Raw genomic sequence first — 23,879 nt, forward strand, 5'->3', positions numbered from 1 at the left:
GGTCATAAAGATATTATAATTATACATGATTTACATTGTTACTTGCCAAACGCATGATATCAACATAAAAGAATATTTATGCTTCCTAGCTGATAATAGTCATCTAAATTATCTGTAACTCATATTAAGTTGTCTTTAGAGGTTTTTTGTCTATTATGCGTTGAGACTTTTTTATGGATGAAAAATTTCTATGTTGTAACATTAGGATTGCATTACTTAAGATTCGTTGGTTCGGATATCCGAACTGTTTTAAAGATTATTTTACCGGAGACTTTTAAGAAAATATGAGTCATAAAAAACAGATGGAAATAATGATGAGAAATGGTGTAAATGCAGTCATGCCTTTGCACGTGGTGTTTCGTCCTGTTTTTCTGGTACCTCCCTTTTATGGCAGACAGCCTTTTATGTTTACGAATAGTTATAGCATTCGTTTGAATAAAATTGTGCATGTCGCCTTCAGGATATTAACTTATGTCAAACAAAATGCTTATAGATGCCTCCCATCCGGAGGAAACACGTGTTGTTGTTGTTCACGGCAACAAAATTGAAGAACTTGATTTTGAATCAGAACATAGAAAACAGCTCAAGGGGAATATTTATCTCGCACGTATTACGCGTGTAGAACCGTCTCTCCAAGCGGCTTTTGTTGAATATGGTGGAAACCGACATGGTTTTTTAACATTTTCTGAAATTCATCCTGATTATTATCAAATTCCTATTGCTGATCGCCTTGCTCTTCTTGAAGAAGAAGAAAAAGAAGCTATAGGAGAAAATTCTGTAGATACCTTTACGGAAGAAGCAACTAAAAATAAAAAACGCTCCAGAAGAACAAAAAAAAATGGAAAAAACAATGTCATAGCAACCGATATTGAAAGTGACATCACATCTGAAGCGACAATAATTGATAATACAGAAGAAGCATTAAATGCCGATATCTCTGATGATGAGATCGAAATGGTCGGTGCTGAGGACATCCGTGAAGAGCTCCCAATTTATCAAAGAAAACAAGGGCGCCAGTATAAAATTCAAGAAGTCATTAAACGACGTCAAATTTTGTTGGTACAAGTTATCAAAGAAGAGCGTGGTAATAAAGGTGCTGCCCTTACAACATATCTATCTCTAGCTGGTCGTTACTCTGTTCTAATGCCCAACACAGCACGTGGTGGTGGTATTTCACGAAAAATTACGAACATACAAGACCGTAAGCGTCTTAAAGAAATCGTAAAAGAATTAGCCGTTCCAAAAGGTATGGGCGTTATCTTACGAACCGCTGGTGCCAATAGAACAAAAGCTGAAATTAAACGTGATTATGAATATCTTATGCGGTTATGGGATACTATTCGCACTTTGACACTCGAGTCAACGGCGCCATGCCTTGTCCATGAAGAAAGCAATCTCATCAAGCGCTCTATACGAGATCTTTACAATAAGAACATTAGTGAAATTCTTGTCTCTGGAGACCAAGGATATCGTGAAGCGAAAGACTTTATGCGTATGCTCATGCCAAGTCATGCAAAAGTTGTGCAACCTTACCGTGATCCTACGCCCATTTTTGCAAGAAATAATATTGAAATTCAACTTGATAAAATGTTGCAACCACAAGTTTCTTTAAAATCTGGTGGTTATCTTGTTATTAATCAAACAGAAGCACTTGTTGCTATTGACGTAAATTCTGGCCGCTCTACGAAAGAATTCTCTGTCGAAAAGACAGCCTTACAAACTAACCTTGAAGCTGCTGAAGAAGTCGCGCGTCAATTACGCTTGCGTGACCTTGCTGGTTTAATTGTGATTGATTTTATCGATATGCTTGAAGAACGCAATGTGAAGCTTGTCGAAAAAAAATTAAAAGATTGTTTAAAAAACGATCGTGCTCGTATTCAAGTTGGTCATATTTCACACTTCGGCCTTTTAGAAATGAGTCGTCAACGTATTCGCATATCTGTTTTAGAAAGTACGACACAGCCATGCCCACATTGCGCAGGAACAGGAACTATACGTTCTGAATCATCAATTGCGTTACATGTCATGCGCTCAATTGAAGAATATCTTCTTCATAATTCGCAACATAATATTATCGTGCGCACCCCCGTAGCAACAGCGCTTTATGTATTAAATCATAAACGCAATATTCTTGTTAATTTAGAAGCTCGCTTTAAACTTAATATTAGTATTGAAGCAGATGATAGTATTGGAACACAACATCTTGTTATTTCTAAAGGCTCAATAGCAGAGAAAATTTCTCAATCTTCATTGGAAGATGAGAATAAGCAAGAAATTGAAGATTCTGTTTTCATAAAAAGTGAATCTATTGAAAATCCTTCTCCCATTGAAATAAACCAAAAGCGTCGGCGCAAAAATCGTCACGGTGAAATTACTGATCATTCTCTCTCCAACGTTCATAAAAAAGAAGATACCTTGAATGATGATTCTTATCATCGAGGACGTCGTCGAGGACGTCGTGGTGGTCGACGCAATCAAGATAATAATTTTCATCAGATTCGCGTTCCTTATGCAGAACCAGTGGGAGATTTTGCTAAGCAAGCTTTAGCAGAAATTAAAGCAGCGCATCGCAAACGTCGTGTTTCACCTGCTAAATCTTTTGAACTTGAAGAAACAAAAAATAATACACAAGCTCTAGATATACAACAACAGAGTGAATCTGAAAAAAATGATACAAGTATTAAACCTAAAAAACGTAAAACACGTTCTTCAAAAGTAATAGAAAATCAACTTTCTTTAGAGAATGATCAAAATATTGCAGAACAAAAATCTCTTGAAGAAAAACCTACAATCAGTTCGGTGCGTAAAACTAAAACAAAAAAAGCAGACAAATCTATTCATGAGGTAGAAGATAAAGCTCTTGAAAAGAGTAAAAAATCAACACGTAGAACACGTAAAAAATCATCTTCTAAAGAGACAACGCAAATACAAAAAATATTAGAGCAAGAAACTGTAATCGAGATGGAGAAAGTTATCGAAACCTCTCCTTCCCAAATTGAAGAAACAATTAATCAACCCGTTGTTATTTCATCAACGCCTAATGATTCTTCCAAAACTGAACGTATTGGTTGGTGGAAACGCAGAATTCTTTCGAAAAATTAAGGATTTTAAAAAACCGCCACAGAAAACTGTGGCGGTTCAAATAAACAATTATAGAAAACGTTTTGACCAAATTTTATGGTGTGGTTTTATTACTTTTGTTTTGCTTTTTCTTGCTCAGCACGCATACGCTCTTCAATTTCTTTTTGTTTTGATTGAATAGCTTGCTGCAGCTTTATTTGTTCTTGTTGAAAATCTTTTTCTTCCATACCAGGACCGGTATAGGCTGCTGTAAATCCATTCAGAGAAAATTCAATAGGATTAGCTGAACCACGGAAATTAACTGTGGTTACAACCATTTTTGTACCACTTTTCATAGCTGCTATAAGCTTATCATCTAAAACATCATTGGCAATACAACTTGGTCCATTACAAATCACATAAGGGATTTTTTTAGAGAAATCATCACCAATTTTAATATGAACACCTTCTGGCAAAAAACGACCTGTCGGCACTTGAATACCTATACGTTTTTCATTTTGCTTCCCTTTTATTTCAACAAGATTAAAAGCCGTTAAAGGTTGTCCCGTATTCGATAATACAGTATTCATTGTATTACAAATATCAACATCATGCTGCTTACTGCAAACTTTGTACCAACCTTGTGATAAAGTTTGCGCATTTGCAGAAATACCAGCTATAAGAAAAAGGGCAGCGGCTCCAACTAATACTGAAACAGCAGAATAAACATTTTTATGCGACATGATTAAGTTAATCCTTTCAACGCGCTCTTAAGTAACTTCAAAAAAATATTAAATATAATTCCAACTTAATTTATTAACTTATAATGAAATAACAATTAATTTTACTATTTTTACTTCAATATAAAAAAAAAAGTCAAATTTAGAGAAAAAATACGACGAGCCATTCTAATTTTTATACACTCATATCATTTCCCCTCTTCATCACATTGGTATTTGATGCAATCTATCCATAAAACACCTCTGTGCATTTAAACTAAGATTACACAAACGAATCAATATTGCAATATTAATTAAAATAAACTCTGATACTACTCTAAAAAACTTACTAATTAAAATTTTTACATTTATTACTCTTCATGTTAAGCTTATAGAACCTTAGCAACAGGTGTTGCAATGCATGAAGCTCCAAAATATCAGATAAATTTTACTGTTTTCCTTATGTGCCTCGTGTGATACACAAAAACAAAATCATCTACGATATTATTGAAACATTTAATGAATTAAAACCACTGATTGTCTAAAATTTCTGCATAATTGTAAGAGAGCTTTTTGCTAATGAACAATTTTCTGCCCTTGTTTACAAAATAATGGTGATACGCTTTTGTAATAAAAATTTTATATTCCATAGCGTTTAACTAAACAGTTTAGTTTAAAAATACGCTACTAAAGAAGTGCTTTTTTCTTAATTAAACAACACATTTTCTTAGAGAGAAAATCTATAACTGCTGAAAATATTTTATTTATAAAAAACTTTCTTAAAATATAATAACATATTAATTTATAATAATAATTTATCTTTTTTCTATTTCTATATTGTATGAAAGATCCTAATAGCGCAAACCTCTCTTATGTTGAATCAATAAAATTTATCCACTTGTACATCACAAGAAGAGTTAGTTTTATAGATAAAACTACTGAACAAAGGAATTCCCCCCTATGAATTATCTCACGTGCCTAAAGCCATAATAAATTTATGCTCATATATTAAACATCTATTATTGCACCTCTGTACAAATATCATCTCTCAGCTTTATAACGTGAATAAAAAATATAGCTTTTATCAATTTATTTTAATTTATTTCTCAAATAAAAGAATCTGTTAAATTGATAAATTCTTTTCATCTTTCACAATATCAAAGATATAAATCGTTAATGATTTAAGTTTTAAGAAAAAATGAATTCAAAATATCATTTTGTTTCCCTATATAACACAACTTAGAGCTATAAAATATCTCTCTGATCGTATTAATGAAACAAGATTTATGATATGAGATATATCGTCATTAAAATAATTAATCAGATAAAAATAAAAAACTACAAACACAAAAAATCATGCATAAAAAGAAAACATAAAAAAGATATATGAGTTTATTATTTAATATATATATATTAAATCTTATATGATAAGAATAACAGATAATATATTACGTGTATAATATTACTTTATTATAAATAATAAATAATAACTCAAAAAATAAAATATATTATTACTAATATGTTTTAACTATTGTTTAGTATATCAGCTTAATTTCTCTGTATTTATATGAGTAAATTTTTAATTGAATAACTCTTCAACATGGGAACGCATACGATTCATAATACTCTTTCTCTTTTCTGGCAGCATTATATTATATATTTCTCTCGTGCTTCTACATAATAAAGGAGCAGATTTTACATTCGAAGGATTGCGCATCACCATATCCTTTATACCACTAATTATCTCTTCTTCAAAATCTGAGACACTAATCACCATTCGTTCTTCAAAGTGCTTTATTAATTCAGGATCTATTGAATTGATTGCATCTTTTGCCCATCTAAAATCTTTTTTCCTCCAACCAAAATCTTTCCGTAATAAATCCCCTATATCACTGTCCAACAGACTCTCTTGAATTTTACAAGAAAGAACCATAAAGGGATAGAGTCGTATCGTTTCATCAATCGCTCTATCGTTAAGAGTTTCTACATTTGCTGTATCATCACTCATTCCTAATTCAGAAGCGCTTCGAGACCTTAGATATTCTGTTGCTTTACTTAATTTTCTTTCATACTCTCCTACTCTATACTCTCTTGCCCTATGCGCTCTATATGCTAAATTCTCCATTTCTTGCGCTAAATCACTTAGTTTTGAAGAAAGCTTATAACGCTCTTCATTAAGGTCTCCGTGTTCTTGTAGCAGCTTATCATGTTCTATATTATGAGAACGTATTTGCGAAAGTGTTAAATCAGCAAATGTCTTTTCAATGAATTTCATCCTCTTTTCAATAACTTGTAGTCTTTCTTTAATACGCTTATATTTCTCATCAAGCGTTAAACCAGAAAGAGATAATTCGGTTAAGCTAAACTCAGCGTGAGCGTTTTTTACGCCATATATCAAAGTGAGTAATAAAAAAACGATAGTTAGACACTTTTGTAATGAAGAAAGCATGCTATCTTTACCTAAATTTTTTCTTTCTAAAAAATTTACAGGAGCTTATTAGCTTATTATATGCAAGTGCTATTTAATGCGGTTAAACCGTCTAATCTATTTTCTTCATTATATCAATACGTATATAATAAAAACTAAATAAATATATAAAGGGTTCTTTATTATAAACTTAAATTTTATTCTTATAAAAAATCAATAACTTTTTGTTTTTATAGAATAATTTTATAAAAATGAGTAACAGTTCTGAAACAATAAAGATATTTTTTAAACAGAATGTTGTTCTGCCATTTCGACAAGCTGTGTCATAATATTCGCTGCTCCAACAAGCCTTTCATCCGCTGAGGACCAATCACGAATAAGAGCAATACTTTGATCTGGTCGAATTTTTGCCATTGAACCTTGTTTTCCCACCCACTGAACAAGAGCAACACTATTTGCGAAATAGTTATTACGAAACTGTATGACAATCCCCTTTGGTCCAACATCTAATTTTTCTACATGTGCTTTTCGACACAATGTTTTAATATGAAAGACTTTAAGAAGATGTTGAACCTCAAGAGGCAAAGGACCAAAGCGATCAATTAACTCCGCTGCAAATTCATCAATTTGTTCTAAACCATCAAGTTCTGTTAAACGACGATAAAGTCCCATACGTAATGATAAGTCAGGCACGAAACTTTCTGGTATCATCACTGTTGTACCAAGGGAAATTTGAGGTGACCATTGCTTATCTTCATTTAGCTCTCCATCTTTTAATTCAGCAACAGCTTCTTCAAGCATTTTTTGATAGAGTTCAAATCCAACTTCTTTGATATGCCCCGATTGCTCTTCACCTAAAAAATTGCCTGAACCGCGGATATCCATGTCATGGCTTGCCAATTGAAAACCGGCCCCTAAGGTGTCAAGAGATTGTAACACTTTAAGACGGCGATCAGCAGCAGTTGTTAAAACTTTACCAGCAGGAAATGTAAAGAGAGCATACGCACGTTGTTTTGAACGTCCTACCCTACCACGTAACTGATAAAGGGCAGAAAGACCAAACATCTCAGCACGATGCACAATTAGGGTATTGGCTGTTGGAATATCAAGACCTGATTCAATAATGGTTGTTGAGAGCAGCACATCATATTGTCCATCATAAAATGCATTCATGATATCATCAAGTTGTCCAGCCGGCATTTGTCCATGAGCCACAACGAATTTCAGTTCTGGCACATGTGTTTTGAGATATTCTTCTACAAAAGCCAGATCAGAAATACGAGGACAAACATAGAAACTTTGTCCACCACGATAATATTCTCGAAGCAGGGTCTCTCGTATAACAAGTGCATCAAAGGGTGAAATAAAAGTACGAACCGCCATTCTATCAATGGGGGGGGTTGTTATCAATGAAAGTTCACGTACACCCGATAAAGCTAACCCTAAAGTGCGTGGTATGGGAGTTGCTGAAAGTGTGAGAACATGAATATCACTTTTAAGCTCTTTTAAACGCTCTTTGTGTTTGACACCAAAATGCTGTTCCTCATCAATGATAAGAAGACCTAACCGTAAAAAATTAACTGCACCACTTAATAATGCATGGGTTCCAATGACAATATCGATTGTACCATCTGAAACACCTTTTTTTACTCGTGCAAGTTCTTTCGCTTTTACAAGCCTCGAAGCATGTCCAATTTTAACCGGTAATCCTTGAAAACGCGAAATAAATGTTTTGTAATGTTGACGTGAAAGCAAAGTTGTCGGTACAACAACAGCAACCTGATATCCATTTAATGCTGCAACAAAAGCACTTCGAATGGCTACTTCAGTTTTTCCAAAACCAACATCACCGCATATCAAGCGATCCATCGGCTTGCCTGAGGCTAGATCGTCCAAAACAGCATCAATTGCATTCATTTGATCTTCCGTTTCTTCATAGGGAAAGCAAGCAACAAACTCATCAAATGGTCCAATTGGTGGAAGTAAAGCAGGCGCAGCACGAGTCATACGCTCTGCAGCTATACGGATTAATTGCCCTGCCATTTCCAATAAATGTTTTTTAAGCCGAGCTTTACGTGCTTGCCAAGCAACACCTCCTAATTTATCTAAAGTTACCTCTGTTCCTTCTGAGCCATAACGTGAGAGAAGCTCAATATTTTCAACAGGTAAAAAAAGTAAATCACCTCCAGCATATCTAATTTCAAGGCAGTCTCGTAAAATTCCAGTGGTTCTGATGGTTTTAAGACCAACAAATTGGCCAATACCGTGGTCGATATGCACAATAATATCACCAGAATTTAAAGCAGAAATTTCAGAAATAAAATTTGTATTATTCTTACGCCGCTTTGGCGATCTTATAAAACGATCGCCAAGGATATCTTGCTCTGCTATAATAGCCAAATCTTCAGCCACAAAACCATGTTCTATCATGATAACAGCTGCTAATATGCGATCCCGAGGTGTTGCTTTGACAGTTTGCAAAGATTTTGCAACATCTATTTTTTTCAATCCATGCTCATCGAGAACTTGTAACAAACGATTGAGAGATCCTTCACTCCAACACGCTAAAAGCACTTTTTTACCAGCAGCGCGTAAAGATGCGATATGATTAATAACACTTGAAAAAACATTTTTTTCCTGCGCATTACGCTCTTTTACAAAATCATATCCTTGTTTAACTTTGGTGTGAATAACAGTTTGTTCCAAACTTTGTGGAACATTAAAAGGCGAAAAATCAATACGCTGCGAAGATTGTTGCGCACCTTCCAAAACACGCTCTGGCGTTAAATAAAAAAGACTAGGATCTATTGGATGATAAGAAGTAGAATTTTTTTCATCACTTTCGCGCTCTTTGCGCGCATTATAATAGTCTTCAATAAGACGATAGCGCTCAATGAAGACTTCTTCTATGAGATGCTCAAAAACTATCGGTAAGTTGCCACAATGGTCAAAAAAGCTATCAAGGTTTTCATAAAAAAATGGAAGCCAATGTTCCATACCGGCAAAACGCCGACCTTGAGAAATTGCTTCATAAAGCATGTTATTTTTTTGTGATACACCAAATGTACGGGTATAATTGCTTTTAAAACGACTGATACGTTCTGGTGTAAGAACAACCTCACTCATTGCCTGTAATAAAAGTTCAGTTTTTGGGCCTGTTGTCCTTTGACTTTCTGGATCAAATACGCGGATACTTTCTAGGGTATCTCCAAAAAAATCAAGGCGTAAAGGTTCACCATCCATCGGAGAAAAGATATCAAGTATTCCTCCTCTTACAGCAAACTCACCAACATCACGGACAACCGTAACGCGTTCAAAACCATTGGTTTCTAGAAATTGAATAAGATTTCCCATGTTATTGCGCTGGCCAACACGTGCGTGAATAAGCTGAGCTTCTATCATTTCACGAGGAGGCAACTTTTGCATAATTGCATTTGCTGTTGTTAATATAATTGCAGAATATGGATCTTTCCGTAAATTTGCTATGTGTGCCAATGTTGATAGTCGACGTGCCATAACAGCAATTCCTGGTGATACGCGATCATAAGGCAAACAATCCCATGCAGGAAATTGAAGTACGGGTAAATTGGGTTCAATAAAATTTAAAACTTGTTGTAAGTGCGCAATTTTTGTTCCGTCACGGACAACATAGATGAGCGGTTTACCTTGTGCAATTTCTGAACTTAATTTAGCAAGCGCAAAGGCTTCAAATCCATCAGTAACGCCATCTAAAATCATACAAACAGAATTATTTTTGGGAATAACAATTTTTTTAAATATAGACATCGGGATTAATAACTTAAGCAAGTACGATAATTGGCAATATCACGGAAAAGTGGACTATCAACTTCAGAGGGGGGAAAAATTTCTCCAGTAATCCATGTGAGTAAATCACGATCATCAAAAGACATAATATACTCAAGCTCAGAGAGCGTTCTATCATTCATCCCAGTAATATGAGCATCGACATAATGTCCAAAAATGAGATCCATTTCACGAATACCGCGATGCCATGCACGAAAAATCAATCGACGACGACGAGCATCTAATTGATTTTTGTCAACGACAAAAACTGTCATAAAAAATCTCCTTGAATAAAGTAATATAAACTATTCAATTAGTCGTATAAAATTTTTACCTTGCTTTAAGGAAGTTCTATAATCTTTTGTTCTTTAAGTGTAATTCGACGATGCATTTGCTTAGCCAAAGCGTAATTATGTGTTGCAATAAGAGCAGAAAGACCAGACTGACGAACAAGGATAGATAAAGCTTGAAAGACATAAGCTGAAGTTACTGGATCAAGATTTCCTGTAGGTTCATCAGCCAAAAGAACCGAAGGGCCATTTGCTACTGCACGTGCAATAGCAACACGTTGTTGTTCTCCTCCCGATAACTCTGAGGGACGATGGTTCGCACGATGAGAAACACGCAGATACGTCAATAATTTGCGCGCACGATCTTCTGCTATAGATTTTTTTAATCCTGCTATCATTTGGGGTATCATGACATTTTCTAACGCCGTAAACTCTGGAAGTAAATGATGAAATTGATAAACAAAACCAATATCATTTCGTCTTATAGCTGTTCGCTCACTATCAGAGCGCTTTGCACAAGAAACACCCCGTAACATCACATCACCAGCTGTTGGTTTTTCTAATAATCCAGCAATATGAAGAAGTGTTGATTTTCCAGCACCAGATGGTGCAACAAGTGCGACAAGCTCTCCACGATTAAGAATAAAATTCGCTTTATCTAAAACAATGAGTGGCTTATGACTCTCGAAAAAGTGTCTTTCAATCTCTACAAGCTCTAAAATAGCTGTCATTATTCATACCTCAAAGCTTGTACGGGATCTAGCTTAGCAGCACGCCATGCCGGAATGAGAGCAGCAAGAAACGACAAGAATAAAGCCATCATAGCAACCAAGATGGTCTGTTTCCACTCAATTTGTGCAGGCAATTTTGTTAAAAAATAAAGTTGAGGATTAAAAACGTCGACATTAAATAACCAAGATATAAAATCTTGGATATGATTAATATTCGCGGTCGCGATAACACCTAAAACTAAACCCAATATAGTTCCAATAAAACCAATCATCATTCCTGTAATGATAAATATACGCAAAATCGCACTCTGTTGAGCCCCCATCGTGCGTAAAATTGCAATATCATGACTTTTATCTTTTACAAGCATAATCAGCCCTGAAATAATATTTAAAGCAGCAACAAGAACGATCAGAGAAAGAATGAAAAACATAACATTTCGTTCAATCTGTAAGGCTGAAAAAAAAGCCTGATTGCGTGTACGCCAATCAATTAAATAGACCTGTTGTTCAACTGCTTTTTCTACAACAGGTTTTATTTGATCAACAGCATCAGGATCATTTAGAAATAATTCCAAAGACTGAACCTTATCTCCCAAATTAAAAAACATTTGTGCTTCATGGAGAGGCATAAAGATAAATATTGAATCATATTCAGACATACCAACTTCAAAAATAGCAACGACTTTATAAGCTTTCACACGTGGGGTAACGCCAAAAGGAGTCTCATCACCATCTGGAGTAATAATACGAATATCTCTTCCAACTGTCAGTCCTAATTTTTCTGCTAAGCCACTTCCAATTGCAACACCTTCTTCTTGATCAAACCGAGAAATCGATCCTAATTTAATGTTTTGAGAGACTGTTTTAAGCTTTTCTAGATCTTGTTTGCGCATACCACGAACTAACGCGCCAGAGCCACCTTGAACTTCACCTTGAACAAGCGCTTGACCTTCAATAACAGGTAAAGCAAACTTCACACCATTTGTAGTTTCTAAAGAAGAAATAAGAGTCTTATAATCAGAGAAACCAGAATCAACTGTTTGAATAATAAGATGCCCATTCATACCAAGAATACGATTGAGAAGTTCTGTACGAAAGCCATTCATCACCGCCATAACAACAACCAGAGCAAATACGCCCAACATAATCCCAATAAGAGAAATAATTGAAATAACAGATGCAACGACATGTTTTTTATTGGGAATCATATAACGAAAAGCGATCATCCACTCATAAGATGAAAAGCATTTGTTTTTCAGCCTCTTCATAATATTTCCTATTAAATTATAGAAAGTTGGCTGAGCACATCTTCAACCTTTAGAGATTTTTTTATTCCTGTTTTTCGATCTTTAATTTCAACTTCATTTTGTGCAATACTGTTAGGACCAACAATGATTTGCGTTGGCAAACCAATCAAATCCATTGTTGCAAATTTTGATCCAGGGCGTTCATTTCTATCATCTAATAACGGATCAAAACCAACCTTCTTTAATCCCTGATAGAGAAACTCACATGCCTGTGTGCATTTTTCATCATCGGGCTTCATATTGATAATCCCAAAATCAAACGGTGCCATAAACTTTGGCCAAATAATACCATTTTCATCATGAGAAGCCTCAATAGCGGCAGCAACAAGACGCGAAGGCCCAATACCATAAGATCCCATAGAGACCACATGCTCTTTTCCATATTGTCCCATAACTTTTGCTCCCATTGGAGCAGAATATTTAGTACCAAAGTGGAAAATATGCCCTACTTCAATACCACGCGCTGAAAGACGATTATGATCAGAAACTTTAGCCCACTCCTCTTCATTATGCATTTCTTCCGTTGCTGCATAAAAAGATGTCCATTGCTTAACAATATCATCTAAAACAGCTTTATCACTAAAATCGATTGAACTATCAGGAACGGTAAGTTCAAGAAATTGTTTATCACAGAAGATAGCACTCTCTCCTGTTTCAGCCAAAATGATAAATTCATGACTGAGTTCCCCCCCTATTGGACCTGTATCTGCACGCATAGGAATTGCTTTTAAGCCAAGGCGAGAAAAAGTGCGTAAATAAGCAACAAACATACGATTATAAGATGTTTCAGAGCCTTCATAATCAAGATCAAAAGAATAAGCATCTTTCATTAAAAATTCTCGTGCTCGCATCACACCAAAACGTGGACGAATTTCATCACGAAATTTCCATTGAATATGATATAAATTAAGCGGAAGATCTTTATAAGAACGAACATAAGAGCGAAAAATATCTGTTACCATCTCTTCATTGGTTGGACCATAAAGTAAATCACGCTTTTGACGATCTTTAATGCGGAGCATTTCCAAACCATAATCATCATAACGACCGCTTTCACGCCAAAGATCAGCAGACTGAATTGTAGGCATCAATATTTCTATTGCACCCGCACGTTCTTGCTCTTCACGAATAATTTTACAAACTTTATCAAGCACTTTTTTTCCCAAAGGAAGCCAAGAATAAATCCCTGATGTTTGTTGTCGAATCATTCCAGCGCGCAACATGAAGCGATGAGAAACAATTTCTGCTTCTTTAGGATTCTCTTTTAAAAGTGGAAGGAAATATTGAGAAAGACGCATTGAAATAATTAACTCCTAATCAGATCTATCATATCGGAACAATTTATCACACCCTCTATTCATCTATAGCCGCATTCTGAATACTTGCAAATATAACGATCTTATCATTTAAAAATTTATTGTGCTTTATTCTCTATTTTTCTTATTTAGCAATAAAATAAAAATGCTCTTCTCTTTTTAAATAACGTAATAGGAAAGTTCTTTTATTTTGACCGATGTAAAAAAACTGTACAGATAGGTTTTTTTTGCCAAATTTCATGAACAGCCGCTCTTACTGCACGTCGTGTTGCCTCTCGAATAAGTTCATTATTTTTCTGTTTCATGCGTGGGATATTATAAACTGTATTTTCTACGATATCTAAAAGAATATCTTTTAAACTTTCCCCCTTTCCATTACTTTCAGGTAACCCGAATGTTGTTAGACCTATATCCCCTAATAATTCATGCTTACTATTTATATGGAGAGAAATAGTAACATGACCAGCATAACTTAGTTTACGGCGTTCACGAATCCCTAATTCATCTTCATCTCCAATTAAGCAACCATCCTTATAGATGCGGCCAACAGGAACTTGATCAATAACTTCTACAGGCTCTGGTGCAAGACGTAACATATAGCCATTTCTGATATCCATAACAGTTTTAATACCCGCTTGACGTGCTAAAGTTGCCTGAGCCTTAAGATGCATTGCTTCCCCATGTACAGGGACAAGTATTTGTGGCTTTATCCAATCATACATCTGTAAAAGTTCTGAACGACGGGGATGACCTGAAACATGAACAAGTGCATCTTCATTCGTAATAATTTTAATACCCAAATCAATGAAACGATTTTGTACCTCAATAATCGCTTTTTCGTTTCCTGGAATACTTCGTGATGAATAAATAACGGTATCACCAGCGGAAAGTGCAATATTTTTCATTCCATCACGTGACAGTTTAGCCAAAGCAGCACATGGCTCACCTTGGCTCCCTGTGACAATTAAAACAAGATCTTTTCGCGAGATGTACCCATAATCATCTTCCGTTACAAATGGTGCTAAACCATTCATATAACCAAGCTCTTGTGCAACCATAATACTTCGCTTAAGGGAACGCCCAATGACAAGCACCTTACGTCCAGCAGCTTCAGCTGCAAGAGCAATAGAACGTATCCGACCAATATTAGAAGAAAAAGTTGCTATCGCAACGCGCCCTTCAGCTTTAGAAATAATCTCTGAAAGACTGGCTTGAACTTGCTGTTCTGAAGGAGAGATACCATCCCGACATGCATTTGTGGAATCACAAAGTAATGCTAAAACACCTTTTTTGCCTAAAGCACGAAATCTTTTTTCATCGGTTACAGCCCCGAGTGAAGGGGTATGATCAATTTTCCAATCACCAGTATGAATCACAGTCCCCAAAGAGGTTGTAATTGCTAAAGATACAGATTCTGGTATTGAATGGTTAACGGCTATAGCCTCTACAGCAAAGGAACCTACCTGAAAACAATCACCAGCTTGAAAAATATTGAGTAAAATTTTTTGAGATTCAAAATCTAATTGTTTTTTAGTTTCCAATAATCCTGCCGTAAAAGGCGTACAGTAAATCGGCACTTGTAACTTTGGACATAAATCAAGAACGGCCCCATAATGATCTTCATGTGCATGTGTTAAAACAAGACCCCGTATATTGTGTTTTTCACTTTCTAGAAAACGAATATCAGGCAAAACAAGATCGACACCTGGTAATTCAGAACCAGCAAAACTAATCCCCATATCAACCAGCAGCCATTCACGAAGATATTGGGGACCAAATCCGTAAGCAGCTAAATTCATCCCTATTTCACCTACACCTCCCAGAGGTAAAAAAACAAATTCACATCTATTGGCTGCAACCATAAACATCTCCCAAATCATTAAGGTATCTGATGATAAAATAATTTTTCAATAACGGCCTGCATTAACAGAATCAGCCAAACCAAAATGAACATCCCCAGCTGTTATAATGGCTGTCTGACCGTCTTTTCGCTTTATGATGCAGTTAAAATCACTATCAAGACCATCAAAAATACCCTCAATGACTTTTTCATCATTCACCACTTTGACATGTTTCCCAAGATGAGCGGAATATAAAAGCCATTTTTTTCGGATTATTTCACATCCTTTTGGTTGTTTCCAAAGAAGGTAATTTTTAGAAAAACACTCCGTCAAAACCGTAAATAATTGTTCTGCATCAATACGCAACCCGATATTCTTTAAGCTTGAAGTGGAATAGGGCGCATCTTCATAATTATATTTCACATTTATTCCAATACCAATAACCAAGGCATATTGTTGTGATGACAATTTTAAAATCTCAAGCAAAACTCCAGAGCTTTTTTCTCCTCTGAGCAAAATATCGTTTGGCCATTTTAAGCTCACAATATTGTTTGTCTGCTTTTCCTCTTTTATCAATTGTTTCATTGCCTCTACCACACTTACTCCAGCAACAAAACCAAGTTGAGCCGCAGTTTGATGAACAATATCATCAATTAATAAAAGACTAGAATAAAGGTTCCCTTTTGGACTAGACCAAGTCCTCCCTCTTCTTGCTCTTCCCTGTGATTGTTCTTGTGCAACAATCCAAAGATTACCTTGATGACCAGTTTGCGCTTTTCGTTGCGCAATAAGATTTGTTGAATCAACACTATCGTACGCTTCAACAGTGTATCCCTGTTTTTGTGCAAAATCTGATAAAGTATAAACCATATTCATTAAAACAATGCTGTTGCTGCTTTTTCTGCTAGCTCAGCGAACCAAACTCCAAAAAGCGCGTAAAATAAAATAAAGAATACAGAAAGACCAAGACAAAATTGAAGCTCTTTCGATAAAGCAACAAAATGCGCTTTTGCATCATCAAACCACATAATTTTAATGACTCGCAAATAGTAAAAAGCCCCAACTACAGACGCTATCATCCCAACGACAGCAAGTGGCGTAAGTCCAGCGTGGACAGCAGCAGAAAATGTATACCACTTTCCAAAAAAACCAGCCATAGGAGGTATGCTTGCTAAAGAAAAAAGCTGTATTGTCATCACAACAGCCATAAACGGATTCGTCTTTGCTAACCCTGAAAGATCATAAATATTTTCAACATTTCCATTCTGAGAGCGCATTCCAAGAATAAAAGCAAATGAACCAAGCGTCATTCCAAGATAAATAGTCATATAAAGGATAACGCTTTTTATCCCAAGCATATCTCCAGCAGATAAACCAACAAGTGCATAACCCATATGACTGATCGACGAATAAGCCATTAAGCGCTTAATATTATTCTGACCGATTGCAGCAAAAGCACCCAGTATCATTGATGTAATCGCCATGAACACCAAAATTTGTTGCCATGCAGGCATCACGTTATCAACACGCCCTAGGGGAATAAAGGTCACCACAATAATACGGATGATTAAAGCCATTGCAGCAACTTTAGGGGCACCAGCAAAAAATGCTGTAATCGGTGTGGGCGCTCCTTCATAAACATCAGGTGTCCACATATGAAACGGAACAGCAGAAATTTTGAAAGCCAAACCAGCTAAAATAAAGACAATTCCAAAAATGACCCCCAATTGTACATTTTTGCCCTTTAAAGCAAGAGCAATTTCGTGAAAACCAATTTGACCGGTAAAACCATAAAGCAAAGAAATACCATAAAGAAGCAACCCTGAAGATAATGCTCCTAAAACAAAGTATTTTATACCGGCTTCAGAAGATTTTACATTATTACGATTAATCGCTGCTAAAACATATAAAGCTAAAGATTGCAGCTCTAACCCCATATAAAGCGACAGCATATTACCCGCTGAAATCATAAACATCATTCCAAGGGTTGCTAAAAGAACAAGTACTGGAAACTCAAATATATTAAACTTTTGTGCATTGGCAAAACCAACAGACATAATAAGAGAAAAGAGTGCACCAATAAGCATTAAAATTTTCATATAACGACTAAAGGAATCGATAACGAGCGCATTGGTTTGAAATGAACCATTTTTCGGAAAAACTATAAGAATAATAATGGTTGCCACAAGAAGTGCCATAGCTAAACCTGTCACTGTTAAAGAAGCACGTGTATTGGAATAAACACCAATCATAAGCAGCACGACAGCTCCTAATGCAATTAAAAGCTCTGGAAGAATTAAGACTAATTGCGCTATTATTTCAGTTTGCATGTGCATTCTTCCCTTATCTAGTGCAGTTTATTGATGAGGGTTTCTACGGAAAACGCCGTTGCCTTAAGAATAGGCGTTGGATAGATACCAAAGAATATTGTAAGAATAACCATTGGATAAAGGAGGAATTTTTCTCTTAAAGAAAGATCTATTAATACTTTTAAATTCTCTTTATCCAAGGAACCAAAAACCACACGCCGATAAAGATAAAGGGCATAGGCTGCCGATAAGATAACACCTGTTGTTGCTAAAACAACAACCAATTTATTTACTTGAAAAACACCTATTAAGGTTAAAAATTCACCCAAAAATCCTGAGCTTCCAGGCAAACCAACATTTGCCATAGTGAAAATTAAGAAAACAACAGCATATTTAGGCATATTATTCACTAAACCACCAAACGCTGAAATTTCACGTGTATGCAAGCGATCATAGATAACCCCAACACAAAGAAACAATGCTGCTGAAACAATTCCATGGGATAACATCTGATAAATAGCCCCTTGTATCCCCTGTTCATTCGCAGCAAAAATACCCATTGTCACATACCCCATATGCGCTATTGAAGAATAAGCAATAAGTTTTTTGATGTCACTTTGAACAAGTGCAACCAGTGATGTATAAATAATAGCGATAAGCGATAATGTGAAAACAAAAGGCGCAAAATCTGCTGAAGCGATAGGAAACATAGGCAAAGAAAAACGAAGAAAACCATACCCACCTAATTTAAGTAAGACACCAGCTAAAATAACAGAACCCGCTGTCGGTGCTTCTACGTGAGCATCAGGGAGCCATGTATGAACTGGCCACATTGGCATTTTAACTGCGAAAGAAGCAAAAAATGCAAGCCATAACCATATTTGCATATGAGCAGGAAACTGATAATTGAGTAAAGTTGGTATATCAAGTGTCCCAGCCTCCCAATACATAACCATAAGAGCAACCAGCATAAGCACTGAACCAAGTAAAGTATATAAGAAAAACTTTATACTTGCATAAACACGACGTGCTCCTCCCCATACACCTATAATGATAAACATTGGAATGAGGCTGCCTTCAAAAAAAACATAGAATAGCATTGCATCAAGAGCACAAAAAACACCAATAATCGCAACTTCTAGAAGAAGAAACGCAATCATATAGGCTTTTAATCTCTCTTTAACATTCTCCCAACTTGCTAAAATACAGAAAGGCAAAAGAAAAGCCGAGAGAACAACAAAAAGAATAGAAATACCATCGACCCCCATATGATAGCTAATACCACCCCCTAACCAACTGGATTTTTCAACCATTTGAAAATTTTGGTTGCTAGAATCAAATCCTATCCAAATAATTAAAGAAATAATAAAAACAAATAGAGTCGTAAAAAATGCGACATTACGTATATTATGGCGTGCTACTTCACTATCATCTTTGATAAACAAAATCAGAAGAACACCAACAAGCGGCAAAAATGTAACCGTAGAAAGAATAGGCCAATCGGTCATTAGTTTACGCCCCCGATCATCATCCATGTAATGAGCAATGCAACGCCGATAAGCATTGCAAATGCATAGTGGTAAAGATAGCCTGTTTGCATTCGAACAACTCTATTTGTAATATCAACAACACGCGCTGCAATACCATTGGGACCTAGACCATCAATAATCTTACCGTCTCCCACTTTCCAAAGAAAAGAACCAATTCTAAAGGTAGGACGAACAAATAAAAAGTTATATAATTGATCGAAATACCACTTTTGGTAAAGAAAGTGATACACTCCTGGCATAATACGCACCATTTTCTTGGGAAGAGAGGGAGCCACAATATAAAATAAATAAGCCAACATAAACCCAAGAATCATTGCTATAAAAGGCGACCATTTTACCCAATTAAAAACATGGTGAGCATCATGAAGAATATGATTATGGCTGCTTGTAAACAATGCTCCCTTCCAAAAAGCATTATACAAGTCACCAAAAAAGTAAGGTTGGAAAACGACACCAGAAAATATTGCTCCAATAGATAAAAGAAAGAGTGGAATCAACATAACTGGAGGCGATTCATGAACATGATGCATCACATCAACTGTTGCCCGTGGTTTACCATGGAATGTCATAAAGATAAGTCGCCATGAATAGAAACTTGTTAAAAAGGCAGAAAAAACAAGAAGATAAAAAGCATATCCTGAAGCAATATTATGAGATGCAAAAGCAGACTCTATAATCGCATCTTTTGAGAAAAAACCTGCAGTCCCGAAAAGTGTTCCTGGAATTCCAACTCCGGTCAAGGCAATGGTCCCGACCATCATCATCCAATAGGTGACCTTTATATGTTTGCGTAACCCACCCATTTTTCGCATATCTTGTTCATCAGATACAGCATGAATCACAGAACCTGCACCAAGAAACAATAAGGCTTTAAAAAAAGCATGCGTAAAAAGATGAAAGACAGCAGCGCCATAAGCTCCAACACCTAATGCCACAAACATATAACCAAGTTGAGAGCATGTAGAATAAGCAATAACACGCTTAATATCATTCTGCACCAACCCCACAGTTGCTGCAAAAAACGCTGTTGTTGCACCAACAATAATAATCACGGTCAAAGCAGTTGAAGAAAGTTCAAAAATTGGCGACATACGCGCAATCATAAAAACACCAGCCGTTACCATTGTAGCGGCATGAATAAGCGCTGATACAGGGGTTGGCCCTTCCATTGCATCAGGCAGCCAAGTATGTAAAAGAAATTGTGCGGATTTTCCCATCGCACCAATAAATAATAAAAGACATGTAATGGTAATTGCCGTCTGCCCATCAAATTGCCAATCTAAAAATGTCATATTTTGTATAAAGCTCTTGTCGGCAGCTTTTGCAAAAATAGAGGCAAAATCAACCGATTGGAACAAAACAAAAATACTAAAGATTCCTAAGAGAAAACCAAAGTCTCCAACACGGTTAACTACAAAAGCTTTCATTGCGGCCTTATTAGCAGAATCGCGCTGAAACCAAAAACCAATGAGTAAATAAGAAGCAAGTCCGACACCTTCCCATCCAAAAAACATCTGAATCAAATTATTGGATGTGACCAACATAAGCATCATAAATGTAAACAAAGAAAGATAAGAAAAAAAACGAGACCTTGAAGGGTCATGGTGCATATAACCAATTGAATAAATATGCACCAATGCCGAAACACTATTCACAACAATAAGCATGACAGCTGTTAATGCATCAACATGTAAAGCCCAATTAAAGCTTAAGTCACCAACAGTCATCCAATGTAATACCAATACATCAATCGCTGGAATATGACCAAGTGCAGTACTGAAAAATGCTATCCACGATAATATGGCAACAACAACCATAAAGCTACATGTTATCAATTCACTCGCACGATCTCCTATCGTTTTTCCACCTAGTGCAGCAATTAAAAAACCCAAAAGCGGAAGAAAGACAATCGTATAATACATTACTGGTTAGCCTTTCATTACATTAACATCTTCAACCGCAATGGAACCACGATTACGGAAAAAAACGACCAGAATTGCTAAACCAATGGCAGCTTCAGCAGCTGCTACGGTTAAGACAAATAAAGCGAATACCTGACCAACGAGATCATGAAGAAATGCTGAAAATGCAACAAAATTGAGATTAACTGAAAGTAATATAAGCTCAATGGACATCAAGATAATAATCACATTTTTTCTGTTGAGAAAAATTCCAGCAATACCAATTGTAAACATCAAAGCAGAAACAGTGAGATAATGTGTAATATCAATATACATCTGCATAGCCCCCCTTACATACCTTTGCCTGATTCAACTTGTTTGATTTCGATGGCACTTTCTACCGTTCTAGAAACTTGCTCCGCAATAGATTGCCGCTTTACTCCTAATTTATGACGAAGTGTTAAAACAATAGCTCCAATCATTGCAACCAATAAAATCATTCCAGCAATTTGAAAATAGAAAACATAATCCGTATAGAGAATATCACCTAATGCTTGTGTATTTGTTCGCTGCGCTAAATCTGGCATTGGTTGCGTAACATGCGTTCTCAAGACTGGAGAAAAATAGCTACTCATAAAAACAACAATCAATTCTACAGCGATAATAACACCAATAAGAGCTCCAATAGGAGCATACCGAAGAGTTCCACTCTTTAACTCAGCAAAATCAACGTCAAGCATCATAACGACAAATAAAAATAAAACAGCGACAGCTCCAACATACACAACAAGCAGAATAAGCCCTAAAAACTCTGCTCCTGCAAGTAAAAACAAAGCTGCTGCATTAAAAAATGCGAGGATTAAAAACAAAACAGAATGCACTGGATTGCGTGCTGTAATAACAATAACTGCACTTGTTAGCATAATAAAAGCAAACAAATAGAAAAATGCCGCCGCTAGATCTGTTAGCATAGGCTTCTCCTTAATTATTCAAACAATTGGTATAAACTTCATACCAGATTACAATTTATCGGAAAAATATCCGACACCTCATTTAACGATACACTTAACGATAAGGCGCATCCATCAATATATTTCGAGCAATTTCTCGCTCCCAGCGATCTCCATTCAATAAAAGTTTTTCTTTATCATAATAAAGTTCTTCACGTGTTTCCGTCGCAAACTCAAAATTTGGACCTTCGACAATAGCCTCAACCGGACAAGCTTCTTGACAAAAACCACAGTAAATACATTTAACCATATCGATATCATAACGGACAGTTCTACGTGTACCATCATTGCGCCGTGGCCCAGCTTCAATTGTAATCGCTTGAGCAGGACAAATCGCTTCACATAATTTACAAGCAATACACCGTTCTTCACCATTTGGATAGCGACGCAATGCATGCTCACCGCGAAAACGCTGAGATACAAAACCTTTTTCATAAGGATAATTAATCGTGGGCTTTGGTGAAAAAAATTGGCGCATAGCTAAGAAAAAAGCACTCACAAATTCCAATAGAAGAAGTGACTTTGCCGCCTGAATGAAACCTGACATCGTAAAATCTCCTCTTAAACGAAATCCGTAAACTTTAAAAAAGCAGCAGTTATCACAACCATTGCTAGTGAGAGAGGAAGAAAAACCTTCCAACCAAGCCGCATGAGCTGATCATAGCGATAACGTGGAACAAATGCTTTAACCATAGCAAACCAAAAAAATACAAAACAGACTTTTAAAACAAACCAAATGATACCAGGAACCCAATTAAGCCACCAAACATCTAAGGGAGGCAGCCAACCGCCTAAAAATAGAATGGTTGTTAATGCGCACATTAAAACAATCGCAACATATTCACCTAGAAAGAAGAGCATGTAAGGCGTTGAAGAATATTCTACCATATGACCAGCAACAAGTTCGGATTCTGCTTCCACCAAATCGAATGGAGGACGGTTTGTCTCTGCAAGCGCAGAAATAAAAAATATAATAAACATTGGAAAAAGGACCAACCAATTCCAATCGAGAAAACTGTTAAAAGGAAGACCAAGAGTTGTACCAAGCCCGTGCGTTTGTTTAAAAACAATTGTTGTGAGATCTAACGAACCACTTATTAAAATGACAGTCACAAGCACAAAACCAATGGAAACTTCATAAGAAACCATTTGTGCCGCCGAACGAAGAGCTCCTAAGAAAGGATATTTTGAATTTGATGCCCACCCCCCCATAATAACACCATAAACTTCAAGAGATGAAATGGCTAAAATATAAAGCAAGCCAACATTAATCTTTGCAACCTCCCAACCCTCATTGACAGGAATAACAGCCCAAGTTGATAAAGCAAGTGTCGCTGAAACAAAAGGAGCCAAAAGAAAAACACCCTTATTTGCACCTGCAGGGATAATAGGCTCCTTAACAACAAATTTAATTAAATCTGCAAAAGACTGTAACAAACCCCATGGTCCAACAACGTTTGGTCCACGACGCAATTGTACCGCTGCCCAAATTTTTCTATCTGCATAAAGAAGATAAGCAACTAAGACCAAAAGAACGACCAAAAGAAGAAGTGTTTTTCCGATTATAATGAGTAATGGCAACAGCCAAGTCATAAAGAAATCATACATCATTA

The 23,879-nt window shown here is 36.1% G+C and carries 17 protein-coding genes; 1 reads left to right on the plus strand and 16 read right to left on the minus strand.

Features of this window, described 5'->3' with window-relative positions:
* The first annotated feature begins 471 nt into the window (after positions 1 to 471).
* Positions 472 to 3,102, plus strand: coding sequence for an Rne/Rng family ribonuclease (locus ACFIMG_RS01995; RefSeq protein ID WP_375679104.1), 2,631 nt, complete (start codon positions 472 to 474; stop codon positions 3,100 to 3,102).
* Between the two features lie 89 nt (positions 3,103 to 3,191).
* Here the strand turns inward: ACFIMG_RS01995 and ACFIMG_RS02000 are convergent, their stop codons facing one another.
* The 16 genes from ACFIMG_RS02000 to nuoH form a co-directional block, all read right to left on the minus strand.
* A complete protein-coding gene (locus tag ACFIMG_RS02000) occupies positions 3,192 to 3,803 on the minus strand; it encodes an invasion associated locus B family protein (protein ID WP_375610352.1) in 612 nt (203 codons plus the stop codon).
* Between the two features lie 1,555 nt (positions 3,804 to 5,358).
* On the minus strand, positions 5,359 to 6,228 hold the full coding sequence (locus ACFIMG_RS02005; RefSeq protein ID WP_375632244.1) for a hypothetical protein: 870 nt from the start codon (positions 6,226 to 6,228) through the stop codon (positions 5,359 to 5,361).
* 264 nt (positions 6,229 to 6,492) lie between these two features.
* A complete protein-coding gene (gene mfd, locus ACFIMG_RS02010; protein WP_375679105.1) occupies positions 6,493 to 9,993 on the minus strand; it encodes a transcription-repair coupling factor in 3,501 nt (1,166 codons plus the stop codon).
* Between the two features lie 5 nt (positions 9,994 to 9,998).
* Positions 9,999 to 10,286, minus strand: coding sequence for a succinate dehydrogenase assembly factor 2 (locus tag ACFIMG_RS02015; protein ID WP_375679106.1), 288 nt, complete (start codon positions 10,284 to 10,286; stop codon positions 9,999 to 10,001).
* A 65-nt stretch (positions 10,287 to 10,351) separates the two neighbouring features.
* Complete coding sequence (locus ACFIMG_RS02020) at positions 10,352 to 11,032, minus strand: ABC transporter ATP-binding protein (protein WP_273791269.1); 681 nt, start codon at positions 11,030 to 11,032, stop codon at positions 10,352 to 10,354.
* Positions 11,032 to 12,300: a lipoprotein-releasing ABC transporter permease subunit gene (locus ACFIMG_RS02025; RefSeq protein ID WP_273791270.1), complete on the minus strand. Its 1,269-nt coding sequence runs from the start codon at positions 12,298 to 12,300 to the stop codon at positions 11,032 to 11,034. The genes ACFIMG_RS02020 and ACFIMG_RS02025 overlap by 1 nt, the downstream gene beginning before the upstream one ends.
* An 11-nt stretch (positions 12,301 to 12,311) precedes the next feature.
* Positions 12,312 to 13,637, minus strand: coding sequence for a proline--tRNA ligase (proS, locus tag ACFIMG_RS02030; protein WP_375679107.1), 1,326 nt, complete (start codon positions 13,635 to 13,637; stop codon positions 12,312 to 12,314).
* A 203-nt stretch (positions 13,638 to 13,840) separates the two neighbouring features.
* Complete coding sequence (locus ACFIMG_RS02035) at positions 13,841 to 15,517, minus strand: ribonuclease J (protein ID WP_375628074.1); 1,677 nt, start codon at positions 15,515 to 15,517, stop codon at positions 13,841 to 13,843.
* A 45-nt stretch (positions 15,518 to 15,562) separates the two neighbouring features.
* Complete coding sequence (locus tag ACFIMG_RS02040; RefSeq protein ID WP_375679108.1) at positions 15,563 to 16,372, minus strand: biotin--[acetyl-CoA-carboxylase] ligase; 810 nt, start codon at positions 16,370 to 16,372, stop codon at positions 15,563 to 15,565.
* Complete coding sequence (gene nuoN / locus ACFIMG_RS02045; RefSeq protein ID WP_375638390.1) at positions 16,372 to 17,826, minus strand: NADH-quinone oxidoreductase subunit NuoN; 1,455 nt, start codon at positions 17,824 to 17,826, stop codon at positions 16,372 to 16,374. The genes ACFIMG_RS02040 and nuoN overlap by 1 nt, the downstream gene beginning before the upstream one ends.
* A 17-nt stretch (positions 17,827 to 17,843) precedes the next feature.
* On the minus strand, positions 17,844 to 19,313 hold the full coding sequence (locus ACFIMG_RS02050) for an NADH-quinone oxidoreductase subunit M (RefSeq protein WP_273791287.1): 1,470 nt from the start codon (positions 19,311 to 19,313) through the stop codon (positions 17,844 to 17,846).
* A complete protein-coding gene (nuoL, locus tag ACFIMG_RS02055) occupies positions 19,313 to 21,277 on the minus strand; it encodes an NADH-quinone oxidoreductase subunit L (RefSeq protein ID WP_375679109.1) in 1,965 nt (654 codons plus the stop codon). Before nuoL ends, ACFIMG_RS02050 begins: the two co-directional genes overlap by 1 nt.
* Before the next feature lie 6 nt (positions 21,278 to 21,283).
* The gene (nuoK, locus tag ACFIMG_RS02060; protein ID WP_273791275.1) at positions 21,284 to 21,592 is read right to left on the minus strand and encodes an NADH-quinone oxidoreductase subunit NuoK; all 309 of its coding nucleotides are present in this window, start codon (positions 21,590 to 21,592) and stop codon (positions 21,284 to 21,286) included.
* Positions 21,593 to 21,606: 14 nt separating this feature from the next.
* Positions 21,607 to 22,227, minus strand: a complete 621-nt coding sequence (locus ACFIMG_RS02065; protein ID WP_375611880.1) for an NADH-quinone oxidoreductase subunit J — start codon at positions 22,225 to 22,227, stop codon at positions 21,607 to 21,609.
* A gap of 94 nt (positions 22,228 to 22,321) precedes the next feature.
* Positions 22,322 to 22,813, minus strand: a complete 492-nt coding sequence (gene nuoI / locus ACFIMG_RS02070; protein WP_273723184.1) for an NADH-quinone oxidoreductase subunit NuoI — start codon at positions 22,811 to 22,813, stop codon at positions 22,322 to 22,324.
* A 14-nt stretch (positions 22,814 to 22,827) separates the two neighbouring features.
* The gene (gene nuoH / locus ACFIMG_RS02075) at positions 22,828 to 23,874 is read right to left on the minus strand and encodes an NADH-quinone oxidoreductase subunit NuoH (protein WP_375679112.1); all 1,047 of its coding nucleotides are present in this window, start codon (positions 23,872 to 23,874) and stop codon (positions 22,828 to 22,830) included.
* Positions 23,875 to 23,879: the final 5 nt, after the last annotated feature.

The organism is Bartonella sp. AP11XZML, assembly GCF_042196445.1.
Taxonomy (GTDB): Bacteria; Pseudomonadota; Alphaproteobacteria; order Rhizobiales; family Rhizobiaceae; genus Bartonella.

What these genes read in the sequence shown, in the direction of transcription:
- ACFIMG_RS02025 (WP_273791270.1), bottom strand. Translation starts at nt 12,300, where the DNA reads ATGAAGAGGCTGAAAAACAAATGCTTTTCATCTTATGAGTGGATGATC.
- proS (WP_375679107.1), bottom strand. Translation starts at nt 13,637, where the DNA reads ATGCGTCTTTCTCAATATTTCCTTCCACTTTTAAAAGAGAATCCTAAA.
- nuoK (WP_273791275.1), bottom strand. Translation starts at nt 21,592, where the DNA reads ATGTATATTGATATTACACATTATCTCACTGTTTCTGCTTTGATGTTT.
- ACFIMG_RS01995 (WP_375679104.1), top strand. Translation starts at nt 472, where the DNA reads ATGTCAAACAAAATGCTTATAGATGCCTCCCATCCGGAGGAAACACGT.
- ACFIMG_RS02050 (WP_273791287.1), bottom strand. Translation starts at nt 19,313, where the DNA reads ATGACCGATTGGCCTATTCTTTCTACGGTTACATTTTTGCCGCTTGTT.
- ACFIMG_RS02035 (WP_375628074.1), bottom strand. Translation starts at nt 15,517, where the DNA reads ATGGTTGCAGCCAATAGATGTGAATTTGTTTTTTTACCTCTGGGAGGT.
- nuoI (WP_273723184.1), bottom strand. Translation starts at nt 22,813, where the DNA reads ATGTCAGGTTTCATTCAGGCGGCAAAGTCACTTCTTCTATTGGAATTT.
- mfd (WP_375679105.1), bottom strand. Translation starts at nt 9,993, where the DNA reads ATGTCTATATTTAAAAAAATTGTTATTCCCAAAAATAATTCTGTTTGT.
- ACFIMG_RS02000 (WP_375610352.1), bottom strand. Translation starts at nt 3,803, where the DNA reads ATGTCGCATAAAAATGTTTATTCTGCTGTTTCAGTATTAGTTGGAGCC.
- nuoN (WP_375638390.1), bottom strand. Translation starts at nt 17,826, where the DNA reads ATGCAAACTGAAATAATAGCGCAATTAGTCTTAATTCTTCCAGAGCTT.
- nuoH (WP_375679112.1), bottom strand. Translation starts at nt 23,874, where the DNA reads ATGTATGATTTCTTTATGACTTGGCTGTTGCCATTACTCATTATAATC.
- ACFIMG_RS02020 (WP_273791269.1), bottom strand. Translation starts at nt 11,032, where the DNA reads ATGACAGCTATTTTAGAGCTTGTAGAGATTGAAAGACACTTTTTCGAG.
- ACFIMG_RS02040 (WP_375679108.1), bottom strand. Translation starts at nt 16,372, where the DNA reads ATGAATATGGTTTATACTTTATCAGATTTTGCACAAAAACAGGGATAC.
- ACFIMG_RS02005 (WP_375632244.1), bottom strand. Translation starts at nt 6,228, where the DNA reads ATGCTTTCTTCATTACAAAAGTGTCTAACTATCGTTTTTTTATTACTC.
- ACFIMG_RS02015 (WP_375679106.1), bottom strand. Translation starts at nt 10,286, where the DNA reads ATGACAGTTTTTGTCGTTGACAAAAATCAATTAGATGCTCGTCGTCGT.
- nuoL (WP_375679109.1), bottom strand. Translation starts at nt 21,277, where the DNA reads ATGTATTATACGATTGTCTTTCTTCCGCTTTTGGGTTTTTTAATTGCT.
- ACFIMG_RS02065 (WP_375611880.1), bottom strand. Translation starts at nt 22,227, where the DNA reads ATGCTAACAGATCTAGCGGCGGCATTTTTCTATTTGTTTGCTTTTATT.